25 protein-coding genes are annotated in these 25,641 nt (G+C 71.2%); 7 read left to right on the forward strand and 18 right to left on the reverse strand.

What is annotated here, in order from left to right:
- Window positions 1–13: 13 nt before the first annotated feature.
- Window positions 14–1,105: a hypothetical protein gene (locus tag IPJ59_RS19320; protein ID WP_293272829.1), complete on the forward strand. Its 1,092-nt coding sequence runs from the start codon at window positions 14–16 to the stop codon at window positions 1,103–1,105.
- 105 nt (window positions 1,106–1,210) lie between these two features.
- Window positions 1,211–2,116, forward strand: a complete 906-nt coding sequence (locus IPJ59_RS19325; RefSeq protein ID WP_293253308.1) for a hypothetical protein — start codon at window positions 1,211–1,213, stop codon at window positions 2,114–2,116.
- A gap of 46 nt (window positions 2,117–2,162) precedes the next feature.
- Here the strand turns inward: IPJ59_RS19325 and IPJ59_RS19330 are convergent, their stop codons facing one another.
- Both IPJ59_RS19330 and IPJ59_RS19335 read right to left on the reverse strand, forming a co-directional pair.
- Entirely contained in the window at window positions 2,163–3,317 is a 1,155-nt protein-coding gene (locus IPJ59_RS19330) for a molybdopterin-dependent oxidoreductase (RefSeq protein WP_293272830.1), read from the reverse strand.
- Between the two features lie 101 nt (window positions 3,318–3,418).
- On the reverse strand, window positions 3,419–4,732 hold the full coding sequence (locus IPJ59_RS19335; RefSeq protein WP_293272831.1) for a cytochrome P450: 1,314 nt from the start codon (window positions 4,730–4,732) through the stop codon (window positions 3,419–3,421).
- Window positions 4,733–4,791: 59 nt separating this feature from the next.
- Here IPJ59_RS19335 and IPJ59_RS19340 point away from each other — a divergent pair, with 59 nt between their 5' ends.
- Window positions 4,792–5,340 (forward strand): universal stress protein, encoded by a 549-nt coding sequence (locus tag IPJ59_RS19340; RefSeq protein WP_293253317.1) that lies wholly within the window; start codon window positions 4,792–4,794, stop codon window positions 5,338–5,340.
- On the opposite strand, the gene IPJ59_RS19345 is transcribed toward IPJ59_RS19340, so the two are convergent.
- The 14 genes from IPJ59_RS19345 to ribF form a co-directional block, all read right to left on the reverse strand.
- On the reverse strand, window positions 5,279–6,550 hold the full coding sequence (locus tag IPJ59_RS19345; protein ID WP_293272832.1) for a hypothetical protein: 1,272 nt from the start codon (window positions 6,548–6,550) through the stop codon (window positions 5,279–5,281). The two genes, IPJ59_RS19340 and IPJ59_RS19345, sit on opposite strands and share 62 nt — an antisense overlap.
- Window positions 6,551–6,642: 92 nt before the next feature.
- Complete coding sequence (locus tag IPJ59_RS19350; RefSeq protein WP_293272833.1) at window positions 6,643–7,632, reverse strand: nitroreductase family protein; 990 nt, start codon at window positions 7,630–7,632, stop codon at window positions 6,643–6,645.
- Window positions 7,633–7,719: 87 nt separating this feature from the next.
- Window positions 7,720–9,447, reverse strand: coding sequence for a DUF6909 family protein (locus IPJ59_RS19355; protein WP_293272834.1), 1,728 nt, complete (start codon window positions 9,445–9,447; stop codon window positions 7,720–7,722).
- 156 nt (window positions 9,448–9,603) lie between these two features.
- The gene (locus IPJ59_RS19360; RefSeq protein ID WP_293272835.1) at window positions 9,604–10,674 is read right to left on the reverse strand and encodes an endo alpha-1,4 polygalactosaminidase; all 1,071 of its coding nucleotides are present in this window, start codon (window positions 10,672–10,674) and stop codon (window positions 9,604–9,606) included.
- A gap of 39 nt (window positions 10,675–10,713) precedes the next feature.
- The gene (locus IPJ59_RS19365; protein WP_293272836.1) at window positions 10,714–11,472 is read right to left on the reverse strand and encodes a hypothetical protein; all 759 of its coding nucleotides are present in this window, start codon (window positions 11,470–11,472) and stop codon (window positions 10,714–10,716) included.
- Window positions 11,473–11,706: 234 nt separating this feature from the next.
- Window positions 11,707–12,942 (reverse strand): beta-ketoacyl-ACP synthase, encoded by a 1,236-nt coding sequence (locus tag IPJ59_RS19370; protein ID WP_293253335.1) that lies wholly within the window; start codon window positions 12,940–12,942, stop codon window positions 11,707–11,709.
- Complete coding sequence (locus IPJ59_RS19375; protein ID WP_293253338.1) at window positions 12,939–13,388, reverse strand: hotdog family protein; 450 nt, start codon at window positions 13,386–13,388, stop codon at window positions 12,939–12,941. Before IPJ59_RS19375 ends, IPJ59_RS19370 begins: the two co-directional genes overlap by 4 nt.
- 21 nt (window positions 13,389–13,409) lie before the next feature.
- On the reverse strand, window positions 13,410–13,676 hold the full coding sequence (locus IPJ59_RS19380; protein ID WP_293253341.1) for an acyl carrier protein: 267 nt from the start codon (window positions 13,674–13,676) through the stop codon (window positions 13,410–13,412).
- 57 nt (window positions 13,677–13,733) lie between these two features.
- Window positions 13,734–15,350 carry an NAD(P)/FAD-dependent oxidoreductase gene (locus IPJ59_RS19385; RefSeq protein WP_293272837.1) on the reverse strand — a complete coding sequence of 539 codons (1,617 nt, stop codon included), beginning with the start codon at window positions 15,348–15,350 and terminating at the stop codon, window positions 13,734–13,736.
- Between the two features lie 99 nt (window positions 15,351–15,449).
- Window positions 15,450–15,812, reverse strand: a complete 363-nt coding sequence (locus IPJ59_RS19390) for an ApeI family dehydratase (protein WP_293272838.1) — start codon at window positions 15,810–15,812, stop codon at window positions 15,450–15,452.
- Complete coding sequence (gene dapB / locus IPJ59_RS19395) at window positions 15,812–16,633, reverse strand: 4-hydroxy-tetrahydrodipicolinate reductase (RefSeq protein ID WP_293253350.1); 822 nt, start codon at window positions 16,631–16,633, stop codon at window positions 15,812–15,814. The genes IPJ59_RS19390 and dapB overlap by 1 nt, the downstream gene beginning before the upstream one ends.
- A complete protein-coding gene (gene dapA, locus IPJ59_RS19400) occupies window positions 16,630–17,517 on the reverse strand; it encodes a 4-hydroxy-tetrahydrodipicolinate synthase (RefSeq protein WP_293272839.1) in 888 nt (295 codons plus the stop codon). Before dapA ends, dapB begins: the two co-directional genes overlap by 4 nt.
- A gap of 14 nt (window positions 17,518–17,531) precedes the next feature.
- Window positions 17,532–17,984, reverse strand: coding sequence for a tetratricopeptide repeat protein (locus IPJ59_RS19405; protein ID WP_293272840.1), 453 nt, complete (start codon window positions 17,982–17,984; stop codon window positions 17,532–17,534).
- Complete coding sequence (ribF, locus tag IPJ59_RS19410; RefSeq protein WP_293253359.1) at window positions 17,981–18,967, reverse strand: riboflavin biosynthesis protein RibF; 987 nt, start codon at window positions 18,965–18,967, stop codon at window positions 17,981–17,983. The genes IPJ59_RS19405 and ribF overlap by 4 nt, the downstream gene beginning before the upstream one ends.
- 105 nt (window positions 18,968–19,072) lie before the next feature.
- Here ribF and IPJ59_RS19415 point away from each other — a divergent pair, with 105 nt between their 5' ends.
- Window positions 19,073–19,441 carry a hypothetical protein gene (locus tag IPJ59_RS19415; RefSeq protein ID WP_293253362.1) on the forward strand — a complete coding sequence of 123 codons (369 nt, stop codon included), beginning with the start codon at window positions 19,073–19,075 and terminating at the stop codon, window positions 19,439–19,441.
- A gap of 42 nt (window positions 19,442–19,483) precedes the next feature.
- On the opposite strand, the gene IPJ59_RS19420 is transcribed toward IPJ59_RS19415, so the two are convergent.
- Window positions 19,484–20,383 carry a hypothetical protein gene (locus tag IPJ59_RS19420; protein ID WP_293272841.1) on the reverse strand — a complete coding sequence of 300 codons (900 nt, stop codon included), beginning with the start codon at window positions 20,381–20,383 and terminating at the stop codon, window positions 19,484–19,486.
- A gap of 528 nt (window positions 20,384–20,911) precedes the next feature.
- Here IPJ59_RS19420 and IPJ59_RS19425 point away from each other — a divergent pair.
- The 3 genes from IPJ59_RS19425 to IPJ59_RS19435 all read left to right on the forward strand — a co-directional run bounded on the left by IPJ59_RS19425 (window position 20,912) and on the right by IPJ59_RS19435 (window position 24,485).
- Window positions 20,912–21,253 (forward strand): DUF4398 domain-containing protein, encoded by a 342-nt coding sequence (locus IPJ59_RS19425; RefSeq protein WP_293253368.1) that lies wholly within the window; start codon window positions 20,912–20,914, stop codon window positions 21,251–21,253.
- A gap of 29 nt (window positions 21,254–21,282) precedes the next feature.
- On the forward strand, window positions 21,283–22,500 hold the full coding sequence (locus IPJ59_RS19430) for an OmpA family protein (RefSeq protein ID WP_293253371.1): 1,218 nt from the start codon (window positions 21,283–21,285) through the stop codon (window positions 22,498–22,500).
- 209 nt (window positions 22,501–22,709) lie between these two features.
- A complete protein-coding gene (locus tag IPJ59_RS19435; RefSeq protein ID WP_293272842.1) occupies window positions 22,710–24,485 on the forward strand; it encodes a hypothetical protein in 1,776 nt (591 codons plus the stop codon).
- Here the strand turns inward: IPJ59_RS19435 and IPJ59_RS19440 are convergent, their stop codons facing one another.
- Window positions 24,486–25,637, reverse strand: a complete 1,152-nt coding sequence (locus IPJ59_RS19440; RefSeq protein ID WP_293253604.1) for a type II secretion system F family protein — start codon at window positions 25,635–25,637, stop codon at window positions 24,486–24,488.
- Window positions 25,638–25,641: the final 4 nt, after the last annotated feature.

A 25,641-nucleotide genomic window follows, 5' to 3' on the forward strand; every position in this document is an offset into this window, starting at 1 on the left:
CGGGGGGCGGCGCGTGTCGATCGTCGCGCTGCACACCCAGGCGCTGGTGTTGCCCGAGGCCGACGCCTACCTCGAGCTGCTGACGCGGGCGTTGCAGGCGGCGCGGCTCAACAACAGCTTTCCGGAGCGGCGCCAGCTGCAGAACACGGTCGACACCCTGCGCGACGGGCTGCGGCAGGGGGTGTACGGCGAGCTTTACGTCGACGCGCGGTCGGGGCTGCCGAACCTGGCCAGCTTCACGCGGGTGGCCACGGACCACGAGGTCGCGGCGGGCTCGCTGGCGCGGATGGGCGGGCGGGAGGAGCTGCTGGCGCGGCGCGACGAGGCGGAGGTGTTCGCGCGGCTGGCGGCGAAGCGGGCGTACTACGAGAAGCTGCAGAAGCTCGAGCTGGCGCCGGTTGATCATCACCGGGTGTTGCTGCGGCGGCACGACCCGGGCACGGGGACGGCGGCGTTTCGCATCGAGCTGACCAAGCTGGACGCGAGCGGGGTGTATTTGCGGCTGATGATCGAGCTGACGCAGGTGTCGTCGCTGTGGCGGCGCAAGGTGATCGATCTCGACGAGGACGGCGAGACGGCGGCGGCGAACGAGGCGTTTCGCGGCACGGTGTACCGCTGCGCGGACCTCGACGCGGAGACCTTGTTCGTGCGCCTGCACGGGATCGAGGGCGTGCGGGTCGAGCGGGTGGCGCGGGGGATCATCGGGCCGGCGCTGTTCTCGTTGCCGGTCGGCGGCGGGGTGCAGGTGCGGCGCACCGTCGAGGCCCCCGACGACGCGCTCGGGCGGGCCTGGCATGCGTGGTCGCTCGGGCCCGGTGCGGCGGAGACGGAGCGGCCGGAGCTGCTGATCGCGTTCGCCACGGACAGCGCCGCCGAGGATATCCGGGAGGAGAAGAGCAACGACCCGCTGTCGCCGTTGCTGGCCCAGCGGCTGGCCGCGCCGGAGGCCGCGCGCTACCGCGCATTGCGCGAGCAGTACCGCTTCAAGGTGTTCAAGGACCGTAAATTCGTGGCCACGGCGGGTTTGAAGGCGGTCGCCCAGGCGGTCTGCACGGCCGCGGGGACGCAGAACATCCTCTACGAGCTGCGCAGCCCGGGGCGCTAGCGAGTCTCGCCAGGGGGCAGCTTTGTGGTTTGCGGGAGGGTCCGCTTTGCGTAGCATGCGCGAAGAGGAGCGAAGCGAATGCGAATCAATCTTGTCTTGCGGACCATGGTTGTCGGGGCCTTCGTGTTGACGGGCTGCGGGAAGGACGGCGACGCGAACACCACCAAGACCCAGACCTCGAGCGCCGAGGACGGCAACAGCGAGACTGGTGTCGGCAGCGGGAGCACGTCGGTGGACCCGACCAAGCCGACGACGACGGCGGGGCCGACCAGCGACGCCACCTCGGACGCCGAGACCGGGGCGCCGCCGACGGGCTTCATTCCCATGAATGACGGCGGCCCGACCGGGGTGAAGGAGTGTGACATCTGGAAGCAGGACTGTCCCATGGGGCAGAAGTGCATGCCGTGGGATCCAGGCGGCCAGTCGTGGAACTCGACCAAGTGTACGGATGTCGCGGACAACGCGGCCAAGGTCGGCGACGACTGTGTGGCGGAGGGCGGCGGCACGAGCGGGGTCGACAACTGCGAGCTCGGGTCGATGTGTTGGTTCCTCGACGCCGACAACAAGGGCAGCTGCGTCGAGCTGTGCAAGGGCACGCCGATGGCGCCGACCTGCTCGGGCGACAAGATCTGCGACGAGTCGAACGAGGGCGTGATCATCGTCTGTCTCGAGACCTGCGACCCGCTGGCCCAGAGCTGTCCCGAAGGCCAGATCTGCTTCTTCGACGGTGTCGACACGTTTATCTGTGACTTCGACGCCAGCGGCGACATGGGCAAGTACGGCGACCCCTGCGCGTACATCAACGTGTGCGACTACGGCCTGTTCTGCGCCAACCCGGAGACGGTGCCGGGTTGTCCGCCGGACAACGGCTGCTGCTCGCCTTACTGCAACATCAACGAGCCGAACACCTGCCCCGGCGCGCCGATGCAGGAGTGCGTGCCGTGGTACGGCGAGGGGAACCCCACGCCGCCCGACCAGGAGAACATCGGCGCCTGCGCGGTGCCGGTGTGAGTGTTATGTGGGCCCGGGCGGCAGGCGCCGCTCGGGCCGAGCGCGACTAGGCGGGCCCGGGCGGCAGGCGCCGCTCGGGCACGGTGACGCTGCGCCACTTCACCCGGGTCTGGTTGAAGTGGCCGTGGACCTTGGGGTCGTTGTCCAGTTGTTGGATGTTGCCGTCGCTGTCGATGGCGCGGCAGCCGAGCTTGTAGGTGCCGGGGCCTGGCGGGAGCCAGTGGAAGGTGAAGACGCCCCAGGCGCCGGCGAGCGCGGGCGCGGGCAGGTCGCCGCGTTCGCGGAAGAACTCGGCGGGGGTCTGGAGGTGGGCGGGTTGCCAGGAGAGGCCACCGTCGCAGCTGAGCTCGACGCTGGCGATCGGTCGCTCGCCGCCCCAGGCGCAGCCGGTGAGCAGCCAGCCGCTGCCCTCGCGGGTGCAGTGGGCGATGACCGACTTGAGGCCGATCCATCGCGCTTGCACGCGGACCCACTTGCCGGCGTGCAGCTCCTTGTTGGTGAACACGAGGCGGTTGTGGATGCCCATGTGCGGGCGGGTCTTGCCCTCGACGTGGCACAGCCACTTCACGTGGGACATCGAGTAGATCTGCGGGACGATGAGGCGGGCGGGGAAGCCGTGGCGGCGCGAGAGCGGCTCGCCGTTCATCGTCAGGGCGACGATCGCCCGGGCCTTGCGCAGCTCCGCGAGCGAGAGGCCGTAGTGGTAGCCGCGCTTGAGCACGCCGAGGGTGTCCTGGCCGTGGAAGGCGAAGTGGGTGGAGTCGCCGGGGCCGCCGCAGCGCTCGAGCAGGGACTCGAAGCTGGGGCCTGACCACAGCGCCTGCCCGCACAGGCCGGCCGAGCCCATGATGTGATTGCCGTTGCCGGCGCACTCTTGCACGCACACGCGGGTCTCTCGCGGCAGGGCTTGCAGCTCGGCGAGGTCGAGGCTGCGGGGGTCGGCGAGGCCGGTGAGGTTCAGGCGGTAGGTGGTGGGGTCGACCTCGGGGTGGACATGGCGGTCGCGGCGGAAGTAGCCGGCGGTGGGGGTGACCATGCGTGCGAGGTGGGCGGCGTCGTTCTCTTCCATGCTGACGAGGCGGAGGAAGAAGCGAGCGAGTCGTCCGCCGAGCCAGCGTGGCAGGCCGTCGACGGGGCGCAGCTCGAGCGACTCGGGTGCGGCGGCGAGGTCGGTGCTGGCGAGGGACAGGCTGTCGGGCATGTCTGGGCGCGAAGCTAGCGGAAGGGGGCGGGCGGAGCAACGTTCTGGGCGGGCGCGGGGGCTGTGTCTCAGGGCACGATCGCGGGCCTGGGCTGGCTGTATCAACCTGTCCGTTCGGTCAGGATCATGCGCACGCCGCCGCGCGGGCCGAGGGTGATGTTGCGGCGCTGGGGCCTTATCGGGGTGTTGTCGACGAGGCGGAGGCGGTGGTGCGGGAGGATCGCGGCGAGGGCCTGCTTCATCTCGTAGACCGCGAAGGCGGCGCCGATGCAGCGACGGATGCCGCCGCCGAAGGGCGTAAACTCCCACGCGGCGAACTTCTTGCCGAGCCAGCGTTCGGGGCGGAAGGCGTCGGGTTCGGGGTAGAGGGTGGGGCTCCGGTGGACGAGGATCGTGCAGGCGCCGACGTTGGTGCCGGCGGGGAGCTCGTGTTCGCCGAGGGTCATGGGGCGTCGGAGGGTGCGGGGTGCGAGCGGGACGATCGGGTAGAGGCGGAGGGTCTCGTGGCAGACGGCCTCGAGGTACGGGAGCTGGGCGATGGCGTCGAGGTCGGGGTTGTCGCCGAGGGTGGCCAGTTCCTCGCGCAGGCGCTCGAGGGTGGCGGGGTTCTTGTGCAGCCAGTACATCGCCCAGGCGAGGGCGATCGCGGTGGTCTCGTGGCCGGCGGCGAGGAGGGTGAGCAGCTCGTCGCGGATCTGCGGGTCGCTCATGCCCTCGCCGTCCTCGTAGCGGGCGGTGGTCATGAGGCTCAGGATGTCGTCGCCGGGGGCGGCGCGGCGGGCCGCGATCTCCTCGCGGACCATGACGTCGGCCTGGTCGCGGGCGCGGCTGAAGCGGCGCCAGGGGGTGAGCGGGCCGAGGTCTCGTTGCAGCCAGCGGATCATGATCGAGGGCGGCCACACGGCGTCCATGGTGTGGAGCAGGGCGGCCTCGAGGGCGGCGCCGCGGGCGGGCTCCTGGACGCCGAACACGGCGCGGACGATGACGTCGAGGGAGATGCCCTGGGTCGTGTCCTGGACGATCATGGGGGCGCCGACCTGCCAGGCGGCGGTCCGGCGGAGCGCGCTGTCGCGGATGATCTGGGCGTACGATCGCATGCGGGCGCCGTGCAGCGGGGGCGCGAGCAGCTTGCGCTCGCGCTGGTGGCGGGTGCCGTCGATGAGGATCAGCGAGTTGACGCCGAGGAGGGCGTGGAGGTGGCCGGGGTTGAAGGCGCTGACGCTGTCGTGGTCGGCTGCGAAGATTGTGCGCACGTGTTCGGGCTCGCCGGTGAGGACGATGCGTCGCCCGGCGAGCCAGCTCTGGAACACCGGTCCGAGGCGGCGCTGGCAGTCGGCGAAGTAGCTGTACGGGTCCCGCGCAAATTTATAGGTCGCGAGCAGCAGCGAGTCTGGGCCGGGGACGGCGAGGGGCATGGGAGATTTGTACCGCGGCGCGGGTCGGTCGCGGCGGGGCTTTGGTATGCTCGCGGGCGATGACTGTCCAGCCATTCGCACGCATCCTCGTCCCCATCGACTTTCAGCCGGCGACCGACGAGCAGATCGCGGCCGGGCACGCGGTGTTGGTGCAGCAGCAGTACATCGACTACGCGTCGGCGTCGCTGCGCAGCATCGCCCTGGCGGCGGGGTTGGCCAAGCTGAGCGGGGCTCGCATCGTGCTGTTGCACGTGACGCCGCCGCTGGCCTACAGCTCGATGTACACCGGGAGCCTGACGGTGGGCTTGTCGCAGCAGGTGATGGCGGAGGTGCACAAGGCGGCGCACGACACCTCGATCGCGGCGCTGCAGGTGGTGGCAGATCGGTACTGTGCGGGGATCGAGGTCGAGCTGGTGGCGCGGCCGGGTGTGGCGCTGAGCGTGATCCTCGGTGAGGCGGAGCTTCGCGAGGTCGACCTGATCGTGCTGGCGGCGAGCGGGCGCAGCCGGGTGGCTCGCTTCTTCGTCGGCAGCACGGCCGACCGCATCATCCGCGAGGCGAGCTGCCCGGTGTTGGTCGTGCCGGCGCAGGTTTCGACGCCGGCGTGAGCGCGGCTGGTTTGGCGGGCTCGTCGGCGGTGGCTGTACACTCGCGGACGCCGAGCGCCTGCTGGTAGGCGCAGTTCCAGTGGACGAGGTCGTCGCTCAGGCGCTTGATCTCGACTTCGTCGACGCCGGCGTCGACGGCCTCGACGAAGGCGGTCCAGCTGGCCACGTGGGCGTCGGCGTCGAACTTCTGATCGGCCAGGCGGGCGCGCATGCCGGGCAGGAGGACGCGGGCGTAGCTGGCGCCCTCCTGGGCGCTGGCGATGCCGGCGGGGGTGCCGAGGAGCTTGGCGGTCAGGGCGTCGCTGCAGTACTTGCGGGTGCGCTTGGCGAGGGCGACGTCGACCTCGCGGAGCACGGCGGCGGGGTCGATCGCGGTGGGGTCGCCGGCGAGGTGGGCGGCGACGATCGCGATGCCGGGGGTGTTCTTGTCCTGCAGGCGGTCGCGCAGCATGTCGAAGAGGCCGAGCGCGTGGCGGGCCGCGAGCGGGTCCTTGTTGTCGCGGGCGCGGGTGGCGGCCGCGCCGAGCTCGCGGTGGACCACGCGGTACCAGGTCTTCTCGATGGTCTGGTGGGCGGGGAGGAGGGCGCGCTCGTCGATGGGGTCGGCGGCGAGGGCGACGTTGCCGACGGTGAAGGCGGCGTCGATGATGTCGACGGCGGTGGCGTCGTCGCGGGCTGTCTCGGAGGACAGCTCGTTGCTGCGTTGCTGGAGGGCGAGGCCGAGCTGGCGGAGGTCCTGGGCCCAGACGCAGCGGGCGGCGGCCCAGGCCGCGGCGCGCTTGTTGCGGTCCTTGTCGTCGACGGCGAGCTTGAGGTTGTGGCGCATCCACTGGGCGAGGGCGCCGTGGATCGCGGACTGCACGGCGACCGGGGCGGTGGGGTCGGTGGCGGCGAGGAGGGTGGTGATGGCGACGTCGTCCTCGCGCTTGGTCGCGGCGTCGCTGGCCTGGACGAGCGCCTGCAGGGCGGTCTTGGTGTAGGCGCTGCGCAGGGCGGACAGCTCGGTCGCGGTGCGGACGGCGTTGAGGTAGACGACCGCGGCGCCGCAGCGGGGGTCGTCAGCGCCGGGCGCGGGCGGGGTGAGCTGGGGGGGCGGGAGCGGGGCGGGTGCTGGCTTGGTGGCGGTGGTCGGGGCGGGCTGCGGGGTTTGGGGCTCGTAGCAGGCGGTCACGAGCAGGGCGGCGAGCAGCGGCGCGAGCGTGCGGGGCATGCTGCAGGCTAACACGCGGGCCGCGGGTCGCGGATCGCGGCGCGGGGGCTGGTGGTGGGCCCTGGGGCGCGTCTTGCTCGCGGACTCGCGGCTCAGGGTGGCGTGCGCAGCAGGACCTCTCGCAGCGGGCGACGGGGCTGGGGCGGGAGGTCGCCGCCGTGACCGATGCGGAGGGCGAGCTGGGCGAAGCCTGGCGTTTGGGGCAGGTCCTCGAGGACAGCTGCTTCCTCGGCGACGGCGAAGCGATCGCTTGCGCGGGCGAGCGGGCCGTGGAGGAAGGACGCCTGGAGGTGGTCGACGCGGCCGCGCAGGAGCACGCGGATGAGCGCCTCGCCGGCGCGCAGCCAGGCGCCGGGGTCGTCGTCGCGGGTGACGATCAGGGCGAGCAGGGGGCTGCCCTCGGCGATCGCGTCGCCGCGCGCGGGGCTGCCGGTGATGGTGGCGAAGGGCTCGGGGCCGGGCTCGGGCCAGGCGGTGCGCTCGCGCTGGTGGGCCGGGTCGGCGGCGTCGCGGGCGAGGGCCGCTTCGACGCGGGCGGCGAGGGCCGAGCGCTGGTTGATGTGGCGCAGGGGCAGGAGCTCGGCACCTGTCTCTCGGGCCATATCGCAGAGGCGCGCGAGCAGGGGCTCGCGGACCGGGCGGGCGGCGAATGGTGGGCGATGGGTGCGGCGCTTGGCGGCGGCCTGCAGCAGCCAGGTCTGCTCGGGGGTCGGGGCGACGGAGCCGGTGAGGGTGACGCGGGCGAGCAGGTCGGGGTGGTCACCGGGGAGGAGTTGGCTGTGTTCAGCGAGGCCGAGGGCGCGGAGGGCGACGCGGAGCAGGCCGAGGGCGGCGCCGCCGGCGATGATGCGTTGCTGGCCGTCGGGGTCGCGGGTGGTGAGGCCGCGGGTGGGGTCGGTGAAGAGCAGGACCTGGTCGGCCTGGAGGAGGAGGCGCCAGGGCTGGGTGTTGGCGGGTGAGGGGGCGGTGAGGGCGGCGTGGAGGGCGAAGCGGAGGCGCAGCTCGGGGTCGGCGTCGATCGCGGGGGGGTGGGCGAGGGCGCTCCAGGGGTCGATCGAGGTGTCCTCTGGGACAGCTTGCACGGGGATGGCCTTTGGGACAGGTTACACGGTGACGGCGTGGGCGGCTGGCCCTGGGACGGCTTGCACGGGGATGGCCTTTGGGACAGTTCAGGGGCCGAGGCGGGCGAGCTCGCGGGTGAAGATCTGGCGGCAGATGGCGATCGCGCAGGCGCTGGTGGCCTCGACGCCGAAGAAGGAGAGGCTCTTGGAGAGCAGGCTCTGGCGGCGCGAGTAGGGGGTGTCGGAGGCGTAGTGGAGGATGCCGATGTCGAAGGGGGTGTTGACCGAGAGGTGGACGATCTCGTCGTTGGGGTAGCGCTGGGGGTTGACGAGCTCGTAGGCGGCGGAGAGGTAGGGGCCGGCCTCCATCTCGAGGACGGTGTAGCCCTCGCGGTAGAAGACGCTCATGTACTCGCGGTTCTGCAGGAAGGCGCCGCGGACGGTGAGGGCCTTTTGTTGGTCGAAGACGGAGGCGACCTCGAGGTGGGGCTGGATGTCGGCGGCGGCGAAGCAGTTGCGAAACAGGTAGGTGTTGCGCGAGTGCTCGTCCTGGACGACGGTGGAGATCATGACGTCGCCGACGCGGGCGTTGAGGCTGGCGGCCTTGCCCATGATGTAGAGGCCGCGGACCTCGCCGCAGCCCTGGCCGATGCGCGACAGGTGGTGGTAGGCGGCCATGCCGAGCGGGTAGTCGATGTTGATGATGACGGCGTCGCTGGCCCGCAGGCGCTCGAGGCCGGGCATCTGCAGGCGGGGGTCGAGGCGCTCGGGGATCAGGCGCGAGAGGGCGAAGATCTGGGCGTTGACGTCGATCTTGCCGGGGACGTCGATCGAGCGGATGCCGCTCTCGGCCTCGTAGGCCTGGATCTCGGCGAGGCGGGCCTGGGTCTGGGCGGGGTCGTCGTGGAGGAAGGCGCGCAGGAGGTAGTAGCTGAGGTTGCAGATCGCGGGCTCGCGGCCGCTGGCGATCGCGGCGAGCAGCGGGGCGGCGAGGCCCTCGGGGTCGCGGCGCTGGGCGAAGGCGATGATGCCGTCGCGGTTGGCCTTCGCGTAGCCGCCGAGCATGTTGAGCAGGGAGTGGGTGTTGGAGGAGACGAAGTAGATCGGTGGGCGGCGCGGGGCGGTCTCGCGGAGGTAGGCCGGCTCGATGTCGGACCACCAGCGCTGTGAGGCGCGCTGGTACTGCGAGTAGGAGCCGCTGAGGACGCGGAGCGAGAGGTCGCAGGGGCGGGCGCAGATGGCCTGGAGGCCGCGGATCCAGTCGCGGTCGAGGGCGGCGCAGAGGGTGCGGGCGGCGTCGACGTCGATGCCGAGGATCGGCGCCAGCTCGGCGGCGTCGAGCGTGGGTGGCGGGCCGTCGCTGGCGAGCAGGCGGCGGGCCAGCTCGGTGTCGGCGAGCAGGACGTGCAGCTGGTTCCAGACGATCTGGTAGGCGGTGACGATCGGGACGATGTCGTCGATGTCGCTGGTGCTGGAGATGAAGGCGCCGAGCAGGTCGCCGCCGTTGAAGCGCAGGGGCCTGCGACGGCCGCGGGTCTGGACGCGCTCCCAGGTGCGGATCTCGAGGCCGGCGGCCTCGAAGCTCTCGTGCGACTGGCCGAGCACGATGCGGCGCACCTGCGGCATGCAGGCGGGCAGGCGGGCGGCGCTGTAGGCGAAGGCGGCGACGTCGGGGGTGCCCGAGAGGGCGCCGGCGTGCAGGCTCGAGTCGCTGAAGCTGTGGGCCTCCTCGAAGGCCCGGACGCGCACCTCGCCGCTGCTGCGCAGGAGCGAGTAGTAGGTGCGGATGTAGAGGTCGATCTCGTCGCTGGTGGTGCGGGGGCGCTGGCGGTCCATGGGTGCTCGTGGTGCGCCCGGTCGGCGCGGCCGGAGGCTAACACGGGCGGAGAGCGCGGCGGATCGGGCGTACGAGGGCGGGCGAGGGGTTCGTCGCAGCGGACGCGCCAGCTGGCGCGTAGGGCAGCATGAGGGTGTGCGTGCGCGGGCGGGAGGTCAGTCGCAGCTGACGCGCCAGCTGCCGTCGAGCTCGTAGGGCAGCATGAGGGTGCGCAGGTTCTCGCCCTTGGCCTGCGGGCACAGCGGGTCGACCATGGCCTGGGCGTCGCTCTCGTCGCCGGGGTACTCGACGTTGAAGACGGGCTTGCCCTGGTCGGTGAAGGGGGCGAGCTGACCGCACTCGTCGTACTCGTGGCATTGTTCATTGAGCTCGAAGTCGAAGTAGTCGACGAGCTCGGGGACCTGGTCGCCGGCGTTCTTGAGGCCGACGGTGAGCCCGCGCAGGTGGGCCTGGTTGGCGATCCATCGGTTGTAGGCGAGCTGGTCGTCGCTGGTGAGCGGGTAGCCGGAGTCTTGCAGCCAGCCGTCCATGTTGTCGGGGTCGACGCCGTCGCAGCCGGCCGTGACGGCGCGGTCGAGGCGGCCGCGCATGACCGACCACACCGAGGGGTGGCGGATGTCGAGCCAGACCTCGCCGGGCCAGCCGTCCAGCGGCTTGCCGAGGGCGGCGGGGTCGAGGTCGTTGTAGTCGGGGCGCCAGTCCTCGCCCGACCCGGCGGAGAAGTAGCAGATGACCTTGCGGCCCTCGCCCTGGAGGGCGTCGATGGTGGCCTTTGGGGCGTCGAAGAGGTCGATGTCGTAGAGGTCGGCGGCGTAGCTGGTGACGATGTCGCCGGTGAGCTGGAGCTGCCAGGTGGTGGTGATGCCGGGGTGCCACCAGTCGCCGTCGATCACCGGCGGGGCGTTGGGGTCGGGGTCGGTGTCGGGGATGTCGCCGGTGGTCGCGGGTGTGTCGGTGGTGGCGTCGGTCGCCGGGGTGTCGGTGGTGGCGTTGGAGGTGGCTTCGGTGGTCGTGGCGGCGGTTGCGACGGTGGTGGTGACGGGCGCGTCGGTGGTGGCGCTGGTGGGGGTGTCGCTGGTGGTCTCGCCGCCGCTCACCTCGGTGACGGTGCTGGCCTCGCTGTTCGCGGTGGCGCCGGTCGGCGCGGTCGGGCTGGTGCTCGTGGATTCGCCGTTGTCGCCGCAGGCGAGGGCGAGGATGGGCAGGAGGAGGCTGAGGCGTTGCATGGGCGAGGCTGGGTGCGGAAGGGATGGAGGTTGACGGGCTCAGTGCCAGTGCTTGCCCTTGCCCTTGCCCTTGCCCCAGTGCTTGCCCTTGCCCTTCCAGTGCTTGGTCTCGAAGATGATGACGGGCGGGGGGGCGACCTCGTAGACGTACACGCCGACGTAGGCCGGGCGCGAGACGGCGAACAGCCAGCCGTAGAAGGGGCTGGAGTCGACGACGACGATGGTCTCGCCCTTGACCTCGATGGGGACCACGTAGTCGTAGACGATGGTCTCGTGGCCGACGACGACGGGGGCGTAGACCGCCTTGACGACCAGCTGGTTGCTGGTCTTGTCGGTGGTGAAGTCGATCGTGGCGATGACCACGGCCGCGTCCTTGTTCTTCGTCGACGACGGGATCGCCCGCAGCTCGAACACGACGACGTCAGCCGCGCCGCGGACCTCGAGGACCTGGATCTTGTCGACCTTGCCGTCGCCGTCGATGTCGACGTTGTTGATCTTCTCCTTGGGGTCGTTGATCTGCTTCTCGAGCGCGGGGGCGTCCTTGACCTTGCCCTTCTTGACCAGAAAGCTCACCGACTCGAGGTCGAAGGCGTCGGGCTGGACCGTGGCCTTGCCGTCAACCTTGGCGGCGAGCGCGGTGTCGGGGGCGGTGGTGGTCTTTTCACTGGCGTCAGCGCCGGCGGCTGCCTCGACGGCCACGGGGGCCGCGGCCTCTTCCGCGGCGATCTTCGAGTTAACGGCGACGGCGGCGTCGCAGGCGGACAGGGCGACGAGCAGGCTCAGGGACAGGTACTTCATGCGGGGTCTCCAGCGCGGGGGCTCTGCTTGGAGCGAGCGAGGGCGAGGGTTTCCAAGCAGCGCCGCCAGTGTGGCCGGGGCTGCGGCGGGGGTAAAGCGGAATGGGCGTGGGCTTGCGACCCCAGCCGTGGGTGCGCGAGCGGGTCGAGGCGACGGAGGGCGGGGGAGCTCGAGCGCTGGGCCGACCGTCTGTTGCTGGCGCGCAGCCTCGACGAGGTGTTCGCCGCGGTGGTGTCAGTCGAGGCGGCGCAGGATCAGTGAGGTGTTCACGCCGCCGAAGGCGAAGTTGTTGCTCATGATCGTGTCGATGCGGGCGCGGCGGAGCTCGCGGATGTAGTCGAGGTCGGCGCAGCGGGGGTCTAGCTGCTCGAGGTTGCGGGTCGGGGCGAGGAATTCGTCCTGCAGCATGGCGAGGCTGAAGACCGCCTCGATGGCTCCGCAGGCGCCCATGGTGTGGCCGGTGAAGCTCTTGTTCGAGGAGATCGGGATGGCGCGCTCGAAGATCGCCCGGGTCGCGCTGGCCTCGGCGATGTCGCCGATGTCGGTGGCGGTGCCGTGGGCGTTGACGTAGTCGACCTCGGACGGGCGCATGTCGGCGTCGCGCAGGCCGAGGGCCATGGCGCCGCGCATGCCCGACTCGGACGGGGCGGTGATGTGGAGGCCGTCGCAGTTGGTGCCGAAGCCGACGATCTCCGCGAGGATCTGCGCGCCGCGGGCCCGGGCGCGTTCGAGGCTCTCGAGGATCAGGGTGCCGGCGCCCTCGCCGACGACCAGGCCGTCGCGTTTGACGTCGAAGGGCCGCGGGCTGCGATCGGGCTCTTTATTAAAATTCGCCGAGGTGGCGAACATGAGGTCGAAGGTGACGGCGGTGGTGAAGTGCATCTCGTCGGCGCCGCCGGCGATCATGACCTCCTGCAGGCCGTACTTGATCGACTCGTAGGCGTAGCCGATCGCCTGGGCGCCGCTGGTGCAGGCGGAGTTGGTGGGGATGATGCGGCCGCGGATGGCGAAGAACTGGGCCAGGTTGGCGGCGCAGGTGTGGGCCATGAAGCGCAGGAAGCTGGTGCTCTGCAGGCCGCGCATGTTCATGTGGGCGAACAGGGTGGTGCAGAAGTCGGCGAGGGCGGCGGAGGAGCCGGAGGTGGAGCCGTAGGCCAGGCCGGTGCGCCCGTCGCCGAGGATCTCGTCGCCCTGCAGGCCGGCCATCGCCAGCGCCTGCTCGGTGGCGTGGGTGGCGAGGAGGGCGACGCGGCCCATGGTGCGGGTCTGCTTGCGGTGCCAGCGGTGCTCGAGGTCGAGGCCCTGGACGACGCCGCCGAGGCGGGTGCGCAGGTCGCCGATCGCGTCCCACTCGGGCATGGTGACGATGCCGTGGCGACCTGTCTGGAGGGACAGGCTGACCTCGGCGAGCGAGTGGCCGATCGGCGAGGCGACGCCGGCTCCGGTGATGACGACGCGGCGTGGGGTCACGGGGGGGCTCCTGGTCGGGCGCCCTGGTCCTGGGCGCCGCCGTGGGCGACCGAGATCGCGGCGGCGGCCAGGCGCTCGCCGTTTCGGTGCAGCTCGCAGCGGAACTGGGCCAGGTGCTCGTCGTGCCACAGCTCGTGGCCGGTGATGGTGAGGGCGTCGCCGACGTGGAAGTGGTCGACGGCGAGCTCGAGCTCGCGGGTGCCGAGCAGCTTGCCGTGCTGGCCGCCGGGGTGGTCGCGGTGGAGGTAGGCGTGGAGGGCGGCGACGGTCTGGGCGAACAGCTCGAGGCTGACGAGGGCGGGGACACGGCCGTCGACGACGAAGGGGGCGTCGGCGCGGACGGTCACGGTGCAGGTGACATCGTGCGGGGTGCAGTGCACGAGCTCATCGATGAGGAGCATCGGTGGTCGGTGCGGGAGGAAGTCTTGCAGGGGCGGGTAGACCACGCGGAGGGACCTGGCGGGAGCTTAGCTGTCGACCGCCACGCCGGCGCCGCTGAGTTCGGCCTCGACGAGGGCGACGATGTCCTGGACGGTGCGGATCTTGCGGGCGACCTGGGGGTCGATGCGGCGTCCGGTGACCTCGTGGAGCTCGACGAACATGTCGACGGCGTCGATGCTGTCGAGGTCGAGGTCCTCGTAGAGGCGCGACTCGGGCCGGATGTCGGCGGGGTCGAGCTCGAAGGTCTTGACCAGGATGCCGGTGATCCGCTGGTAGATTTCCGCGCGCGTCATGAGAGGGCCTGTGATGGTAGCGAGAGGGGGGGTTGGGCGTCCAGAGCGGCGGCGCCCTCAGGCGAGCGGGCTCGGGAGCAGGAACTCGTAGAGGGGCAGGGTGCGCTCGCTGGAGCTGGGGGCCTCGCCGAGGTCGGCGAGGAGGTCGAGGGCGCGGGCGCGGGTGGCGTTGAAGATCGACTCCGAGGTGCGCATCACTTGCTTGCGCGGGCGTGGGGCGAGCAGCTCGTTGGCGAAGTGGACGCCCTCGAGGGCGCAGGCGAAGCGGCCGAGGTTGGCGCGGTGCCACAGGCCCTTCTCGCGGAAGCCGGCCTCGAGCTTTTGGAACAGGCGGGAGAAGTTCTCGAGGCCCTGGAGGACGAAGTCCTTGCGGCGCAGGTCGGACTTGAGTTGGCGGAGGTCGAGGTGTTGGTCGTGCCAGTAGGGTGCGGCCCAGAGGTTGTAGTAGCAGGCGATGTCGAAGTCCCACTTGAGCTTGAGCAGCTCGAAGGAGCCGAGGACGGGGTAGAGGTCGCGGTAGAGCAGCATGGTCGCCTGGTAGCGGAACTGCATGAACTCGTCGTAGGTGGCGGAGCGGTCGGCGATCTGGGCCCGGGTCTCGCCGGCGTGGTCGCGGGTGATGAGGTCGGTGATGAAGTCGTTGTAGAGGGCGATGAAGTCGGAGCCGGGGCTGTAGAAGGGGTCGGTGAAGGCGGCGGCCTCGCCGGTGAGGAACCAGCGGTTCTGGCCGCTGAAGAACTGTTTGGTGCCGTAGGCGAGCTGCTTGTAGGCGAGGACGTCGATGAGCTCGGCGCGGTCCTTGAGGAGGTCCCAGGGGGCGCGGTGGGTCTTGAGGAACTCGAGGAAGCCCTCGGGTTTGCGCATCGCGTCGTTGAAGATCTTGTGTTCGCCGACCCAGCCGACGGACATCACGCCGCGGCCGAGCGGGATAAACCAGATCCAGTAGCCGGGGTAGCAGAAGTGGTTGGTGGAGAGGACGCGGGCGGTGTTGTGGACGCGGGCGCGCCACTCGGGGGTGCCGGCGTCGTCCATGTCGACGTGGCCGGTGAAGCGGCCCCAGACGGCGGCGATCGGGTGGTCGGCGGGGACGCGGAGCTGTTTCTGGCGGGCGATGGCGCTGGCGCGGCCGGTGGCGTCGACGACCCAGCGGGCGCGCACGGGGTAGCTGGTGTCGCCCTCGGTGACGGTGAACTCGTGCATCCCGCTGGCGTTCTGCGACTCGGGCGGGCCTTCGGGTTCGTGGAGCTTGAGGTCATGGACGCGGGCGCCGGTGCGGATGTCGGCGCCGTCGGCGAGGTTCATGCGCATGAGGTCGGCCTCGATGCGGGCGCGGTCGATCTGGAAGCTGGGGAAGACGGGCAGGTGGCGGCTGCCGATCTCGCTCATGTCGACCATCGCGGCGTTCTTCTCCGGGGTGTCGAAGAAGAAGCGCAGGCCGTTCTTGGGCAGCTGGTTCTCGTAGAGGTAGGTCGAGAGGCCGAGGCGGCGGATGAGGTAGTTGCTGGCGATCTCGACGGTGGACTCGCCGACCTTGAAGCTGGTCTCGCGGCTGCGCTCGAACAGGGCGAGCGAGAGGCCGGGGAGGCTGCGGCGCAGCTGGCGGGCCAGGAGGTTGCCGGCGAGGCCGCCGCCCAGGATCGCGATGTCGACCGTGCGTGCTTGCGGGGAGTCCACGGGGGCTTTCCTTAGCACGGGTGGTGGGTCAGGACGGGCGGAAGATCTGCGTGCCGTGGGTGGCTCGCTGGCGATGTGGCGGGGGAGGCCGTCCGTGGGTCAGGACGGGCGGAAGATCAGGGTGCCGTGGGTGCACAGCTCGGGCTGCGTGGTGGTGCGCACGATCGAGAAGCGGACCTCGTTGGTGGTGCGCCCCAGCTGGAGCTCGAGCGGGTCGCCGGGGAAGATGGGCCGCTTGAACTTCAGCTGGGTGACGCGCTGTGGCTGGCCGAGGCTCGGCCACAGGTTGTGCGTGCGGTCGAGGGCGATGGCCAGCAGCTGGGCGATGCCGGGGAGCAGCGGGTAGCCGGGGAAGTGGCCTTGCAGGTAGAGCAGGTCGGGCGGGACTTGCAGGGCGAAGGCCGCGGATTCGCCCGCGGGGGTTGTGGTGTGGCTGAGGAGGCGGAACTCGAGGTGGTCCATCAGCTCAGGCCGGCCAGGCCGAGGACATCGGCCATGGTGTAGAGGCCGGGCTCTTTGTCGACGACCCAGCGGGCGGCTCGCAGGGCGCCGCGCGCAAAGATCGCGCGGTCGCCGGCGCGGTGGGTGAGCTCGAGGCGTTCGCCATCGGTGAGGAACATGAGGGTGTGTTCGCCGACGGAGTCGCCGCCGCGGATCGCCGCGACGCCGATCTCGCCGCGTTCGCGGGGGCGGGCGTGGGGGTCGGCGCGGTCGCTGCGGAGGACGGCGTCGGGGTCACGGCCGGTGGCCTTGGCGACGGCCTTGGCGATGCGCAGGGCGGTGCCGGAGGGGGCGTCGCGTTTGTGGTTGTGGTGGATCTCGAGGATCTCGGCGTCCCACTGATCGCCGAGGGCGTGGGCGACGAGGCCGGCGATCTTGGTGAGGAGGGTGACGCCGACGCTGAAGTTGGCGGCGCTGACGATCGGGATGTCGCTGGCGGCGGCGCGGAGCAGCTCGCGGGTGGACTTGTGGAGGCCCGTAGTGCCGAGCACGAGCGGGACGCCGGCGTCGACGCAGCGGCGCAGGTTGGTCTCGGTGGCGTGGGGGAGGGAGAAGTCGACGACGACGCTGCTGCGGCGCGGGCGGAGTTCGTCGGTGACCTCGACGCCGAGGTCCTGGAGGCCGGCGACGCGGCCGGCGTCCTGGCCGAGGCCGGGGCCGCCGGAGCGGTCGACGGCGGCCTCGAGGACCATGCTGTCGCTGAAGGCGATCTCGCGGAGGAGGGTCTTGCCCATGCGGCCGCGGGCGCCGACGATGATGATGGGTGTGAGGCGGTCGCTCATGGCGTGAGTCCCAGGGATTGGAGGGCGTCGGCGAGGGCCTGGCCGTCGCGCGATTGGGGGTCGATGGCGAGGAGGGGGAGGCGCATGTCGGGGTGGCAGCGGCCGAGCAGGGCCATCGCCGATTTGACGGGGATCGGGTTCGGCTGGGCGAACAGGGCCCGGCACAGGGGGAGCTGGCGGTAGTGCCAGCTGCGGGCCTCGTCCCAGCGGTTGGCGGCGGCGGCGTCACAGAGCTGGGCGAGCCAGCGGGGGGCGACGTTGCTGGTGACGGAGATGACCCCGTGGCCGCCGAGGGCGAGGAAGGGGAGGAGGGTGAAGTCGTCGCCGGAGAGGAGGTCGAAGCGGTCGTTGCCGGCCAGCAGCTCGCGGATGCGGGCGATGCGGGCCATGTCGCCGGTGGCCTCTTTGATGCCGACGATGAGCGGGTGGCGGGCGAGGGTGGCGACGGTCTCCGGGAGGAGGTCGACGCCGGTGCGGCCGGGGACGTTGTAGACGACGACGGGGAGCTCGCTGGCCTCGGCGATGGCGGTGAAGTGGGCGACGAGGCCGGCCTGGGTCGGCTTGTTGTAATAAGGGGTGACTTGCAGCGTGCCGGCGGCGCCGAGTTGTTTGCAGGCGCGGGCGAGCTCGACGGCGTGGCGGGTGTTGTTGCTGGCGGCGCCGGCGAGCACGGGGACGCGGCCGGCGGCGGCCTGGACGGTGAGTTCGACGACGCGCAGGTGTTCGCTGGTGGAGAGGGTGGAGGCCTCGCCGGTGGTGCCGCAGGGGACCAGGCCATGGATGCCGGCGGCGATCTGTTGCTCGGCGAGGCGGGAGATCGCGGGCTCGTCGAGGCGGTCGTGGTGCAGGGGGGTGACGAGGGCGGTGTAGGCTCCGCGGAACATGGGCGGCGGCGACCTTACCACGAGAGCGGCTCGTGCACGGCGACCGGGCGCAGGCGGGCGCCGTCCCAGCGGGCCAGGCACAGGGTCGCGGTCGCGGGGCCCCGGGCCTCGCCCGGGAACACGAAGGCGTGCTCGCCGGCGGCGCTGCGGCAGGCGACCGAGGTGACATAAAGGGTGGTGCCTGCCGCGCTCGGGCGGAACACGGCGACGACGAGGTGGAGGTCAGGCAGCTCGGGGGCGTCGTGCCAGCGGACGGCGAGGCCGCGGCCGGGGCGGTAGCCGGCGTAGAGGCGGGCGCGCGAGCGGGCCTGCATGCGGGCGACCAGGGCGAGGGCGTGGCCGTGTTCGGGGTCGGCCTGGAGCACCCGGGCGAGCATGCGGCGGGCCTGCTCGAGGTGGTCCTGCTGGATGTACACCTGCGCGAGCGTGGCGCTGACGAGCGCGGGTGCGGATGGCTTTTGAGTCATGTCGCGAAGGACAGGTTGCGAGTGAAGGATGCGAACGCGGCGGGGTCGAGGGCGGGGCGGACCGCGGCGAAGTCGCGGTCGATCTGCTCGCGCAGGGAGGTGGCGTCGGTGAAGCGTTGCTCGTCGCGCAGGCGGGCGGCGAAGGCGACCTCGACGCTGCGACCGTAGAGGCTGTCGCCGAGGGTTTGCTCGAGGGCGTGGACCTCGAGCACGAGCGGGGCGTTGGGGTCGGCGACGAAGGTTGGGTTGTGGCCGAGGGAGATCGCCGCGGGCCAGCTGCTGTGGGGGTCGCCGGGGAGGCCGAGGGCGCCGGCGTAGATGCCGGGGCGCGGGAGCAGGGCCGTGGGGGCGTCGACGTTGGCGGTGCGTACGCCGAGCTCGCGGCCGCGGCCGGCTCCGGGCACGACCACGCCCTCGACGCTGTACCAGCGGCCGAGCATCGCGGCGGCGTGGTTGAGCTCGCCGGCGAGCACGGCGGCGCGGATGCCCGAGCTGCTGAGCTTGCCGGCGTGGAGTGACATGTCTCCGGGGACAGGTACGGCCTCGATCGCGGCGACGGGGATGCCGGCCGGGCGCAGCAGCTCGGCGAGCAGCAGGGCGTCGCCGCGGCGGTCGGCGCCGAAGCGGAAGTCGGCGCCGACCACCACGGCGGCGGGGCGCAGGCCGTGGATCAGGAGGCGCAGGGCGAAGTCCTCGGGGCTGGTGTCGGCGAGGGCGCGGTCGAAGCCGAGGAGGACCAGCGCGTCGACGCCGAGGCTGGCGCACACGCGGGCGCGTTGACCGGGCGACTGCAGCAGCCGGGGGGCGCGCTCGGGGGCGAGGACGCGGGCGGGGTGCGGGTCGAAGGTGACCAGCGCGACGTGGGGCGCGAGCTCGCGGGCGCGGCGGAGGAGGGCCTGGTGGCCGAGGTGCAGGCCGTCGAAGGCGCCGACGCAGGCGGCGGTGCCTGGCTCGAGAGGGACGGGCTGCCGCAGGACCTGCATGGCGCGGGGGAAGCTATCACGGGGGCGGCGAGGGGCGAGGAGGCGGGCGGCAGCGGGCTGGCTCACACGGTTGGCCGGGCGATGGGGGCGGTGTATGGTCGACGGATGGTGCGTGCGGGGCTCGTGTTCGGGTTGTGTGTCGCGGCGATCGGGCCGGGTTGCGGCGAGTCGCGGCAGGCGCTGTACATGGAGGGGATGAAGGTCGAGGGCGACGCGGAGCGCGGGCCCTGCAAGCTGGTCCACGACAAGGAGATCGGCGCGGCGCTGTTGACCGGCGACCAGGTGCAGCAGTGCCTTCAGATGCAATCCGAGGCGCTGGCGCTCTACGATCGGGCGGCCGCCCTGGGGCTCAAGGACGCGGACTTCGTGCAGGCGCACGAGCAGGCCCGCGGTCGGGTCCAGCGTCTCGAGGGGATGTTGAAGATGGTTCGCGAGATGGAGCGGCCGGAGTACAAGGCCCCGCTGCCGCCGTGAGCGGCGAACGGGTCGATGAGGGCCGTGGATGAGGGCCGTCGATCAGGGCAGCGCGCCGCCCTCGATCCAGCGGACCAGCGCGACCATCTGTGGATACGCGAGCGGCTCGTCGGGGGGCATGGGATCGCCGAGCACGCCGTACAGGGCGGTGCCATCGGGGTCGCGCAGCAGCGTCTGTACGAGGTAGCTCTCGGCCGGTCGGCGCGGCGCGACCATCGGGTAGCCGGTGGCTTGCAGCTCGGTCGCCAGCACGAGGTCGGCGAAGGCGCGGTCCGGGTCGCGCAGGTCGAGGCGGGCGCGCGCCAGGTCATCGCCGTCGCGGTGACAGCTGCACGCAGGATTGTCGCTGGCGAACACCTGGCCGGCGGCGAACAGGTCGCGCAGGGTCGGGGCCGGCGCTTCGGGGCCGTCGGTGTCCGTGCCGTCGGTGTCGCCGTCGGTGTCGCCGTCGGTGTCCGTGTCGAGCGCCTCGGGGTCGACGGTGAACTCGAGCAGGAAGGCGGAGCCGTCGTCGTTGTGGATCCACCCGGGACCGCTGACATCGAGCTGCTCGCCGGCCCAGCCGACGGCGGAGGGCTGGAGGCGGAGGTGGTAGAGGACGCCGGGACGCAGGAGGGACTTCGGGCGGACGGACAGCACGCTGCCGGGACACCAGGCCGCGTCGGAGTCGCCGACGCTGGCGCCGGGCGGACGCCAGGCGAACAGCTGCAGCTCGAGCTGGGCGTCGAAGGTGACCAGGCCGGAGGAGAGGCTGACGTCGAAGTCGTCGAGGGCGCGGGGGTCGACGCGGCCGGAGAAGCAGAAGTCGAGCTGGGCGTCGCGGGCGATCACCGCCCCCTGCTCGGGGACCGTGCGGGCGATCGTGAGTCGTTCGCTGACCACCGGGAAGCGCTGCGTCTCGCTGACCCGCGTGCAGGCCGAGGGAGCGATCCCCGCGAACATCGCGGCGATCGTGGCCGCGGCGATCGTGGATCTCGCCGCGCGAGGGCCCCCGGGAGCACCCGCGCGGCGGGTCGCGTGGCTGCGGCACGGCATGCCCAGCAGGGTATCAGCCAGGGGGTAGAGCGTTGCAGCTGCATTTGCACGGGCGCGCCGCCGCCCTATTGCCCATTGCGGGCAGGTCTACGGCGGTGAAAGCCTGTCCTGCCGCCACAGCTGGCCGCGATCGTGCCGGCACTGGCCCACACGGCCTGCCACGGAGCGCCATGGACCGCCGCGAACCGCCGCGGAGCTAATCGGGGGCCTTCCGGCAGTCTTGTTGACCCCCCGCAGGCCCCCCTGGTATCGTCGCGCCGATTTCGGCAGCTTCGCTCGGGCCTCGAGGCTCGGCCGTGCCTGTCACGATCTCGAACCAGGGAGCCTCTGGTGTTGCGAATGACGCGTCCAAGTCAGCTTTTTCCCGCCCTCATCGCGCTGTGTTCGCTCGTTGTACTCAGCGCCGGCTGCGGGCCTTTCGGCTACATCAAGAAGGTGGCTCGTGAGTCGAGCCGCGCGGTAGCCAAGGCCGAGTCCTCGGGCGCCGAGGAGAACGCGCCCTACGAATACTGGGGGTCGGTGACGTACCTCGAGCAGTCGAAGATCTTGATGGGCTACAGCGAGTACGAGCGCTCCTTCGACTACGGCGAGCGGGCCAAGCAGCTCGCCGAGGAGGCGACCAAGAAGGCCGAGATGCGGCGCAAGGGCCAGATGGAGCAACACAGCGATGCCCTGGCCACCCCCGAGGAGGCGGCACCGGAAGCTGGTGCCAGCGCTTCGGGCAGCGCCGGTGGTGGTGAGGTCAAGGCCGGCGTCTCGGTCGGAGGTGGCAAGTGAACCGGCGTACCAGTGCGATGTTCGCCATGATGGCTGTGACGACGGCGGGCCTGTCCTGCGCCGGACAGACCTTGAACGGCAAGGTAGATGGTTACGACAAGATCCTGCAGGAGGCGATCGCTGATGGCTCGAAGACCATCGGCTGCGCGCCCAAGGAGACGGCGATCGCCGAGGCGAACATCCGCTTCGCCCGCGACGCGCTGACCATGGGTGAGTACTACCGCGGCAAGGAGCACGCGGAGAAGGCCGACCTGTACACCACGCTGGCCCGCAAGAAGACCGACCCGGTCCGCTGCAAGGACCCGAACGTGGTCCGCGACAACGCGCCCCGCGTCGGCGACCGCGACGGCGACGGCTACGACGACGGCATCGACAAGTGCCCGGACGATCCGGAGGACTTCGACAGCTTCGAGGATGACGACGGCTGCCCCGACAAGGACAACGACCAGGACAAGGTCCTGGACGCCTCCGAGTTGAAGGAGGGCAAGTGGATCAACCTCGACAAGAAGACGGAGAACGGCCGCGAGGTCGACTGCCGCAACGAGGCCGAGGACTTCGACCAGTTCGAGGACGAGGACGGCTGCCCCGACCCCGACAACGACCGCGACACGCTGCTCGACGCGGTCGACAAGTGCCCGAACGACCCCGAGGACTTCGACCAGTTCGAGGACCAGGACGGCTGCCCCGACGTCGACAACGACAACGACAAGGTGCTCGACGCGGCCCAGCTCAACCGCAACGGCGACGGCACCTACACCTGGACCAACAACGACCACAAGACGGAGAACGGCGTCGAGGTCGACTGCCGCAACCTGCCCGAGGACTTCGACGGCGTCGAGGACGAGGACGGCTGCCCGGATGTCCTCAAGATCGACAACTGCCAGATCAAGCTGTCGGACAAGATCTACTTCAAGTTCAACAAGTGGGACATCGACCCGAAGAGCTTCAAGGTGCTCGACGAGGTCCGCGACACCATGAACGCCGCCCCGGACATCAAGATCTGGATCGACGGTCACACCGACAGCAAGGGCTCGAACAAGTTCAACAAGACGCTGTCGCAGAAGCGCGTCGACAGCGTCAAGAAGTACCTGGTCGAGCAGGGCAAGATCGACGGTGGTCGCCTCGAGCCGCGTGGCTTCGGCGAGGAAGTGCCGCTCACGCCCGACAGCAACAAGACCGCGGACGGCCGCGCTGCCAACCGTCGCGTCGAGTTCAACCTCAAGGACTGCAAGAAGACCATCCAGTAGGCGCTCCTCGCCTGCACCTGCGCTCGCCCGCGAGGGGGAGCGCAGGCTCGCGCCGCTCTCCGGCGTCGACACCGACGGCACTGTCCCCGTCGATCCATCCCGCCACTGCCTGAAGGAGCCGCGACCCCGCCGTGAGCACCCGAGACCGCATCCAGCCCACCTCTCGCCGGAGCGCCCGCGCGTGGCTCATCACCACGGGCGGGTCCACGTTGCTCGCAGTCCTGCCGGCAGTCCTGTTGGCGCCCAGCGCCTCCGCATCACCGCTGGGGCTCAGCCCGCGCGCCCTCAAGGCGCCGCTGATCGCCCCCAATTTTTCGCCCGGCCTGAGGGGCCCCGGCCGCGCCTTCTTCGATGCTCGCGAGGATCTGAAGGCCGCGTACAACAAGGCGCTCGGGCAGTACAACAACCTCGAGCTCGACGCGGCCAAGGCCGGCCTCGAGGATGCGCTCAACGGCGCCGCGCCCGACGACCCGATGACCGCGCCGCTGCGCATGCTCAAGGCGGTCATCATCTTCTCGAACACGGGCAAGGCCGATGAGACCACCGCGGCCTTCATCGACGCGGTCAAGGCCGACTACAACGTCAGCCTGCTGACCGAGCTGCGGGGGACCGACCTGCAGAAGCTGCTCGACAAGGCCCGCAAGGACTCGGGCGTGAGCGCCCCGAGCGAGTCGGTGCAGCACACCGCGCCGGACATCAGCGACGCCTGCGGCAAGGACCTGGTGCTCACGGCGCTGGCCAACCAGGCGCCGGAGGGCGGCCAGGTGGTGCTCTACTGGCGTCCGGCGGGCGTCGGTGAGTTCAAGACGGTGACGATGGACACCTTCGGCAACGTCGCCCAGAGCACGCTCACCGCGAGTGATCACGGCGACAAGCCGGTCGAGTACTTCTTCTACATCTTCGACGGCGCCAACAAGGACCTCGGCAACAAGGGTGACCAGGAGAACCCGCTCAAGCTCGAGATCGAGTGCAAGAAGGAGGTGGCGCCCAAGCCCAAGGAGGAGCCCCCGCCCAAGCCGAAGACCACGCTGCCGCGGGTGTTCATCAACATCGGCCTCGGCACCGGCGCCGGCATCGCTCGCGGCGTCGCGGACCAGAGCTACAAGCAGCTCTCACCGAGCGGCGGCTACACCCCGGCCGACTTCGCCTGCTCGCTAGCTCGCTGGCAGGCAGGCACCGGCGCCCTCCCGGACGCGGTCGGCTTCCAGAACGGGCTGATGAACCTCGCCCCGGCCCAGTACGCGCCCTACGCCCCGGCCGACCTGGCCCTCGTCTACAACCCCGAGAGCTGCGGCGAGCACCACCCGGTCAAGTCGGGCATGGCCTCGGCCCCGTTCCACATCGCCCCGGAGGTCGGCTTCCGCCTCGGCCGGGCGATCGTGCTGTCCGTGTTTGGCCGCCTGGAGCTCGTCACCGGCTCCAAGGTCTATCGCGACGACCCCAAGCTCGCGCTCGGCGACTCGTACACCAACGAGGTGCTCAACCCGAACCCGCAGGGCGTGCGCACCAAGCCCGGCTTCACCGGCGCCGGCGGCATCAAGGTCAAGTACTTCCTCGGCAAGGACGACAAGAAGTTTCGCCTGTTCGTCGGCGGTCAGGTCGGCGGCGGCTTCTCCCGCCTGCGCGTGCCCATGGGCTTCGCCAACGACCGCAACGGCAACAGCGTGCCCGACGACAAGGAGCTGCCCGCCAGCCTGAACCTCGGCATGTGCCAGCCGGTGTGGCCCTACAGCGGCGGCTGTGCCGGCGGGGACGCCCAACTCCAGGCCAACGCGCTCGCCGGGTCGGTCGCCACCAACGCCGACAGCACGCAGCGCATCGACACCGTGCGCATCGGCGGCGGCTTCGTCGGCGCGAACTTCGGCTTCAACTACCAGATCGTCAAGAACTTCGCGTTGTTCGGCGAGATCCAGGCGAACGTGTGGTTCCCGAAGACCAGCAGCTTCCTGCTGGACTTCGCGTTCGGTCCGGTCATCACGTTCTAGCTACGGCTGAAACGGCGCGAGCAGCAGCCCGAGCCCGAGCACGATCGCCACGGCGCTCACCACCTGCAGCGTCCGCGCGAGCTGCCTGATCCTGCGCGCGTGCTCGTCGGCCGCGGCCTCGCAGATGTCGACAAGCACCGTCAGGACGGCGGCCCGCTCACCACCCTCGGCCACGCGCAGCAGCTCCAGCGCCAGCGCCGGTAACAGCTGCGCGTCGGCCAAGGCCGCCGGCAGCTCGACGCCCTGGGCCACCAGCGTGCGCGCTCGCAGCAGCGCCAGCCCCAGCGCGTGGTTGCCGAGCCGGGGCGCGCTCAGCTCGAGCGCAGTGAGCAGCGGCAGGTCTACGAGCAGCGCCAGCAGCCGCGCCAGTCGCAGCGCGCCCTGGGCTCGCAGCGCCGGGCCGAGGCCGGGCAGGCGCAACGCGAGCGCGTCGAGCCTGGCCCGCAGCCGTGGGGTCCGCAGCGCGGCCGCGAGCCCGAGGCCGAGCAACGCAGCGACCGCCGCGAACCAGCGCAGTCCCGGTAGCAGCGCGACCGCCCCGGCGAGCGGCCGCGGCGCGGCGACGCCGAGGTGCGCATACAAGTTGAGGGCCGCGGGCGCGACCAGCCCGAGCACGATCGCGGTCACCAGCACGGCGCCGACGACCGTCCAGGAGATCCTCCGCAAGCCAGCCGCGAGCGGGTCGCGTCGGTGTGATCGCTCGAGATGATCGACGAGCCGGGCCAGCGCCACGTCGAGCTCGCCGCGTCGCTCGCCCGCCACGAGCACGGCGCAGCTCAGGTCGTCGAAGCGCTGGGGCACCCGCGCGAGCGCCTCGCCCAGCGCCTGTCCGGCCTCGATCGCCCGCCGCACCAGCGCCAGCTCGATGTCCAGCCCGCTCGCCTCGCGCAGCTCAGCGAGCCGTCCGAGCGCCGTCGGCACGCCGAGCCCGACGCGACGCAGCGCCAGCAGCTCGCGCAGCACCGCCACCGCCGCCGTCGACATCGCCCGGGCGGGCGTCAGCTCGGTCACGCCCAGCTCGCGCCGCACGGTGGTCACGCGCAGGCCCTGCCGCCGCAGCGCGTCGATCACCTGGACCTCGGACTCGCCGGTCAGCGCGCCCTGCCTCGGCTCGCCCGCAGCGGTCAGCGCCTGCCAGTGGAACAGTGACATGTCC

Source organism: Nannocystis sp. (assembly GCF_016714285.1).
GTDB lineage: Bacteria > Myxococcota_A > Polyangia > Nannocystales > Nannocystaceae > Nannocystis.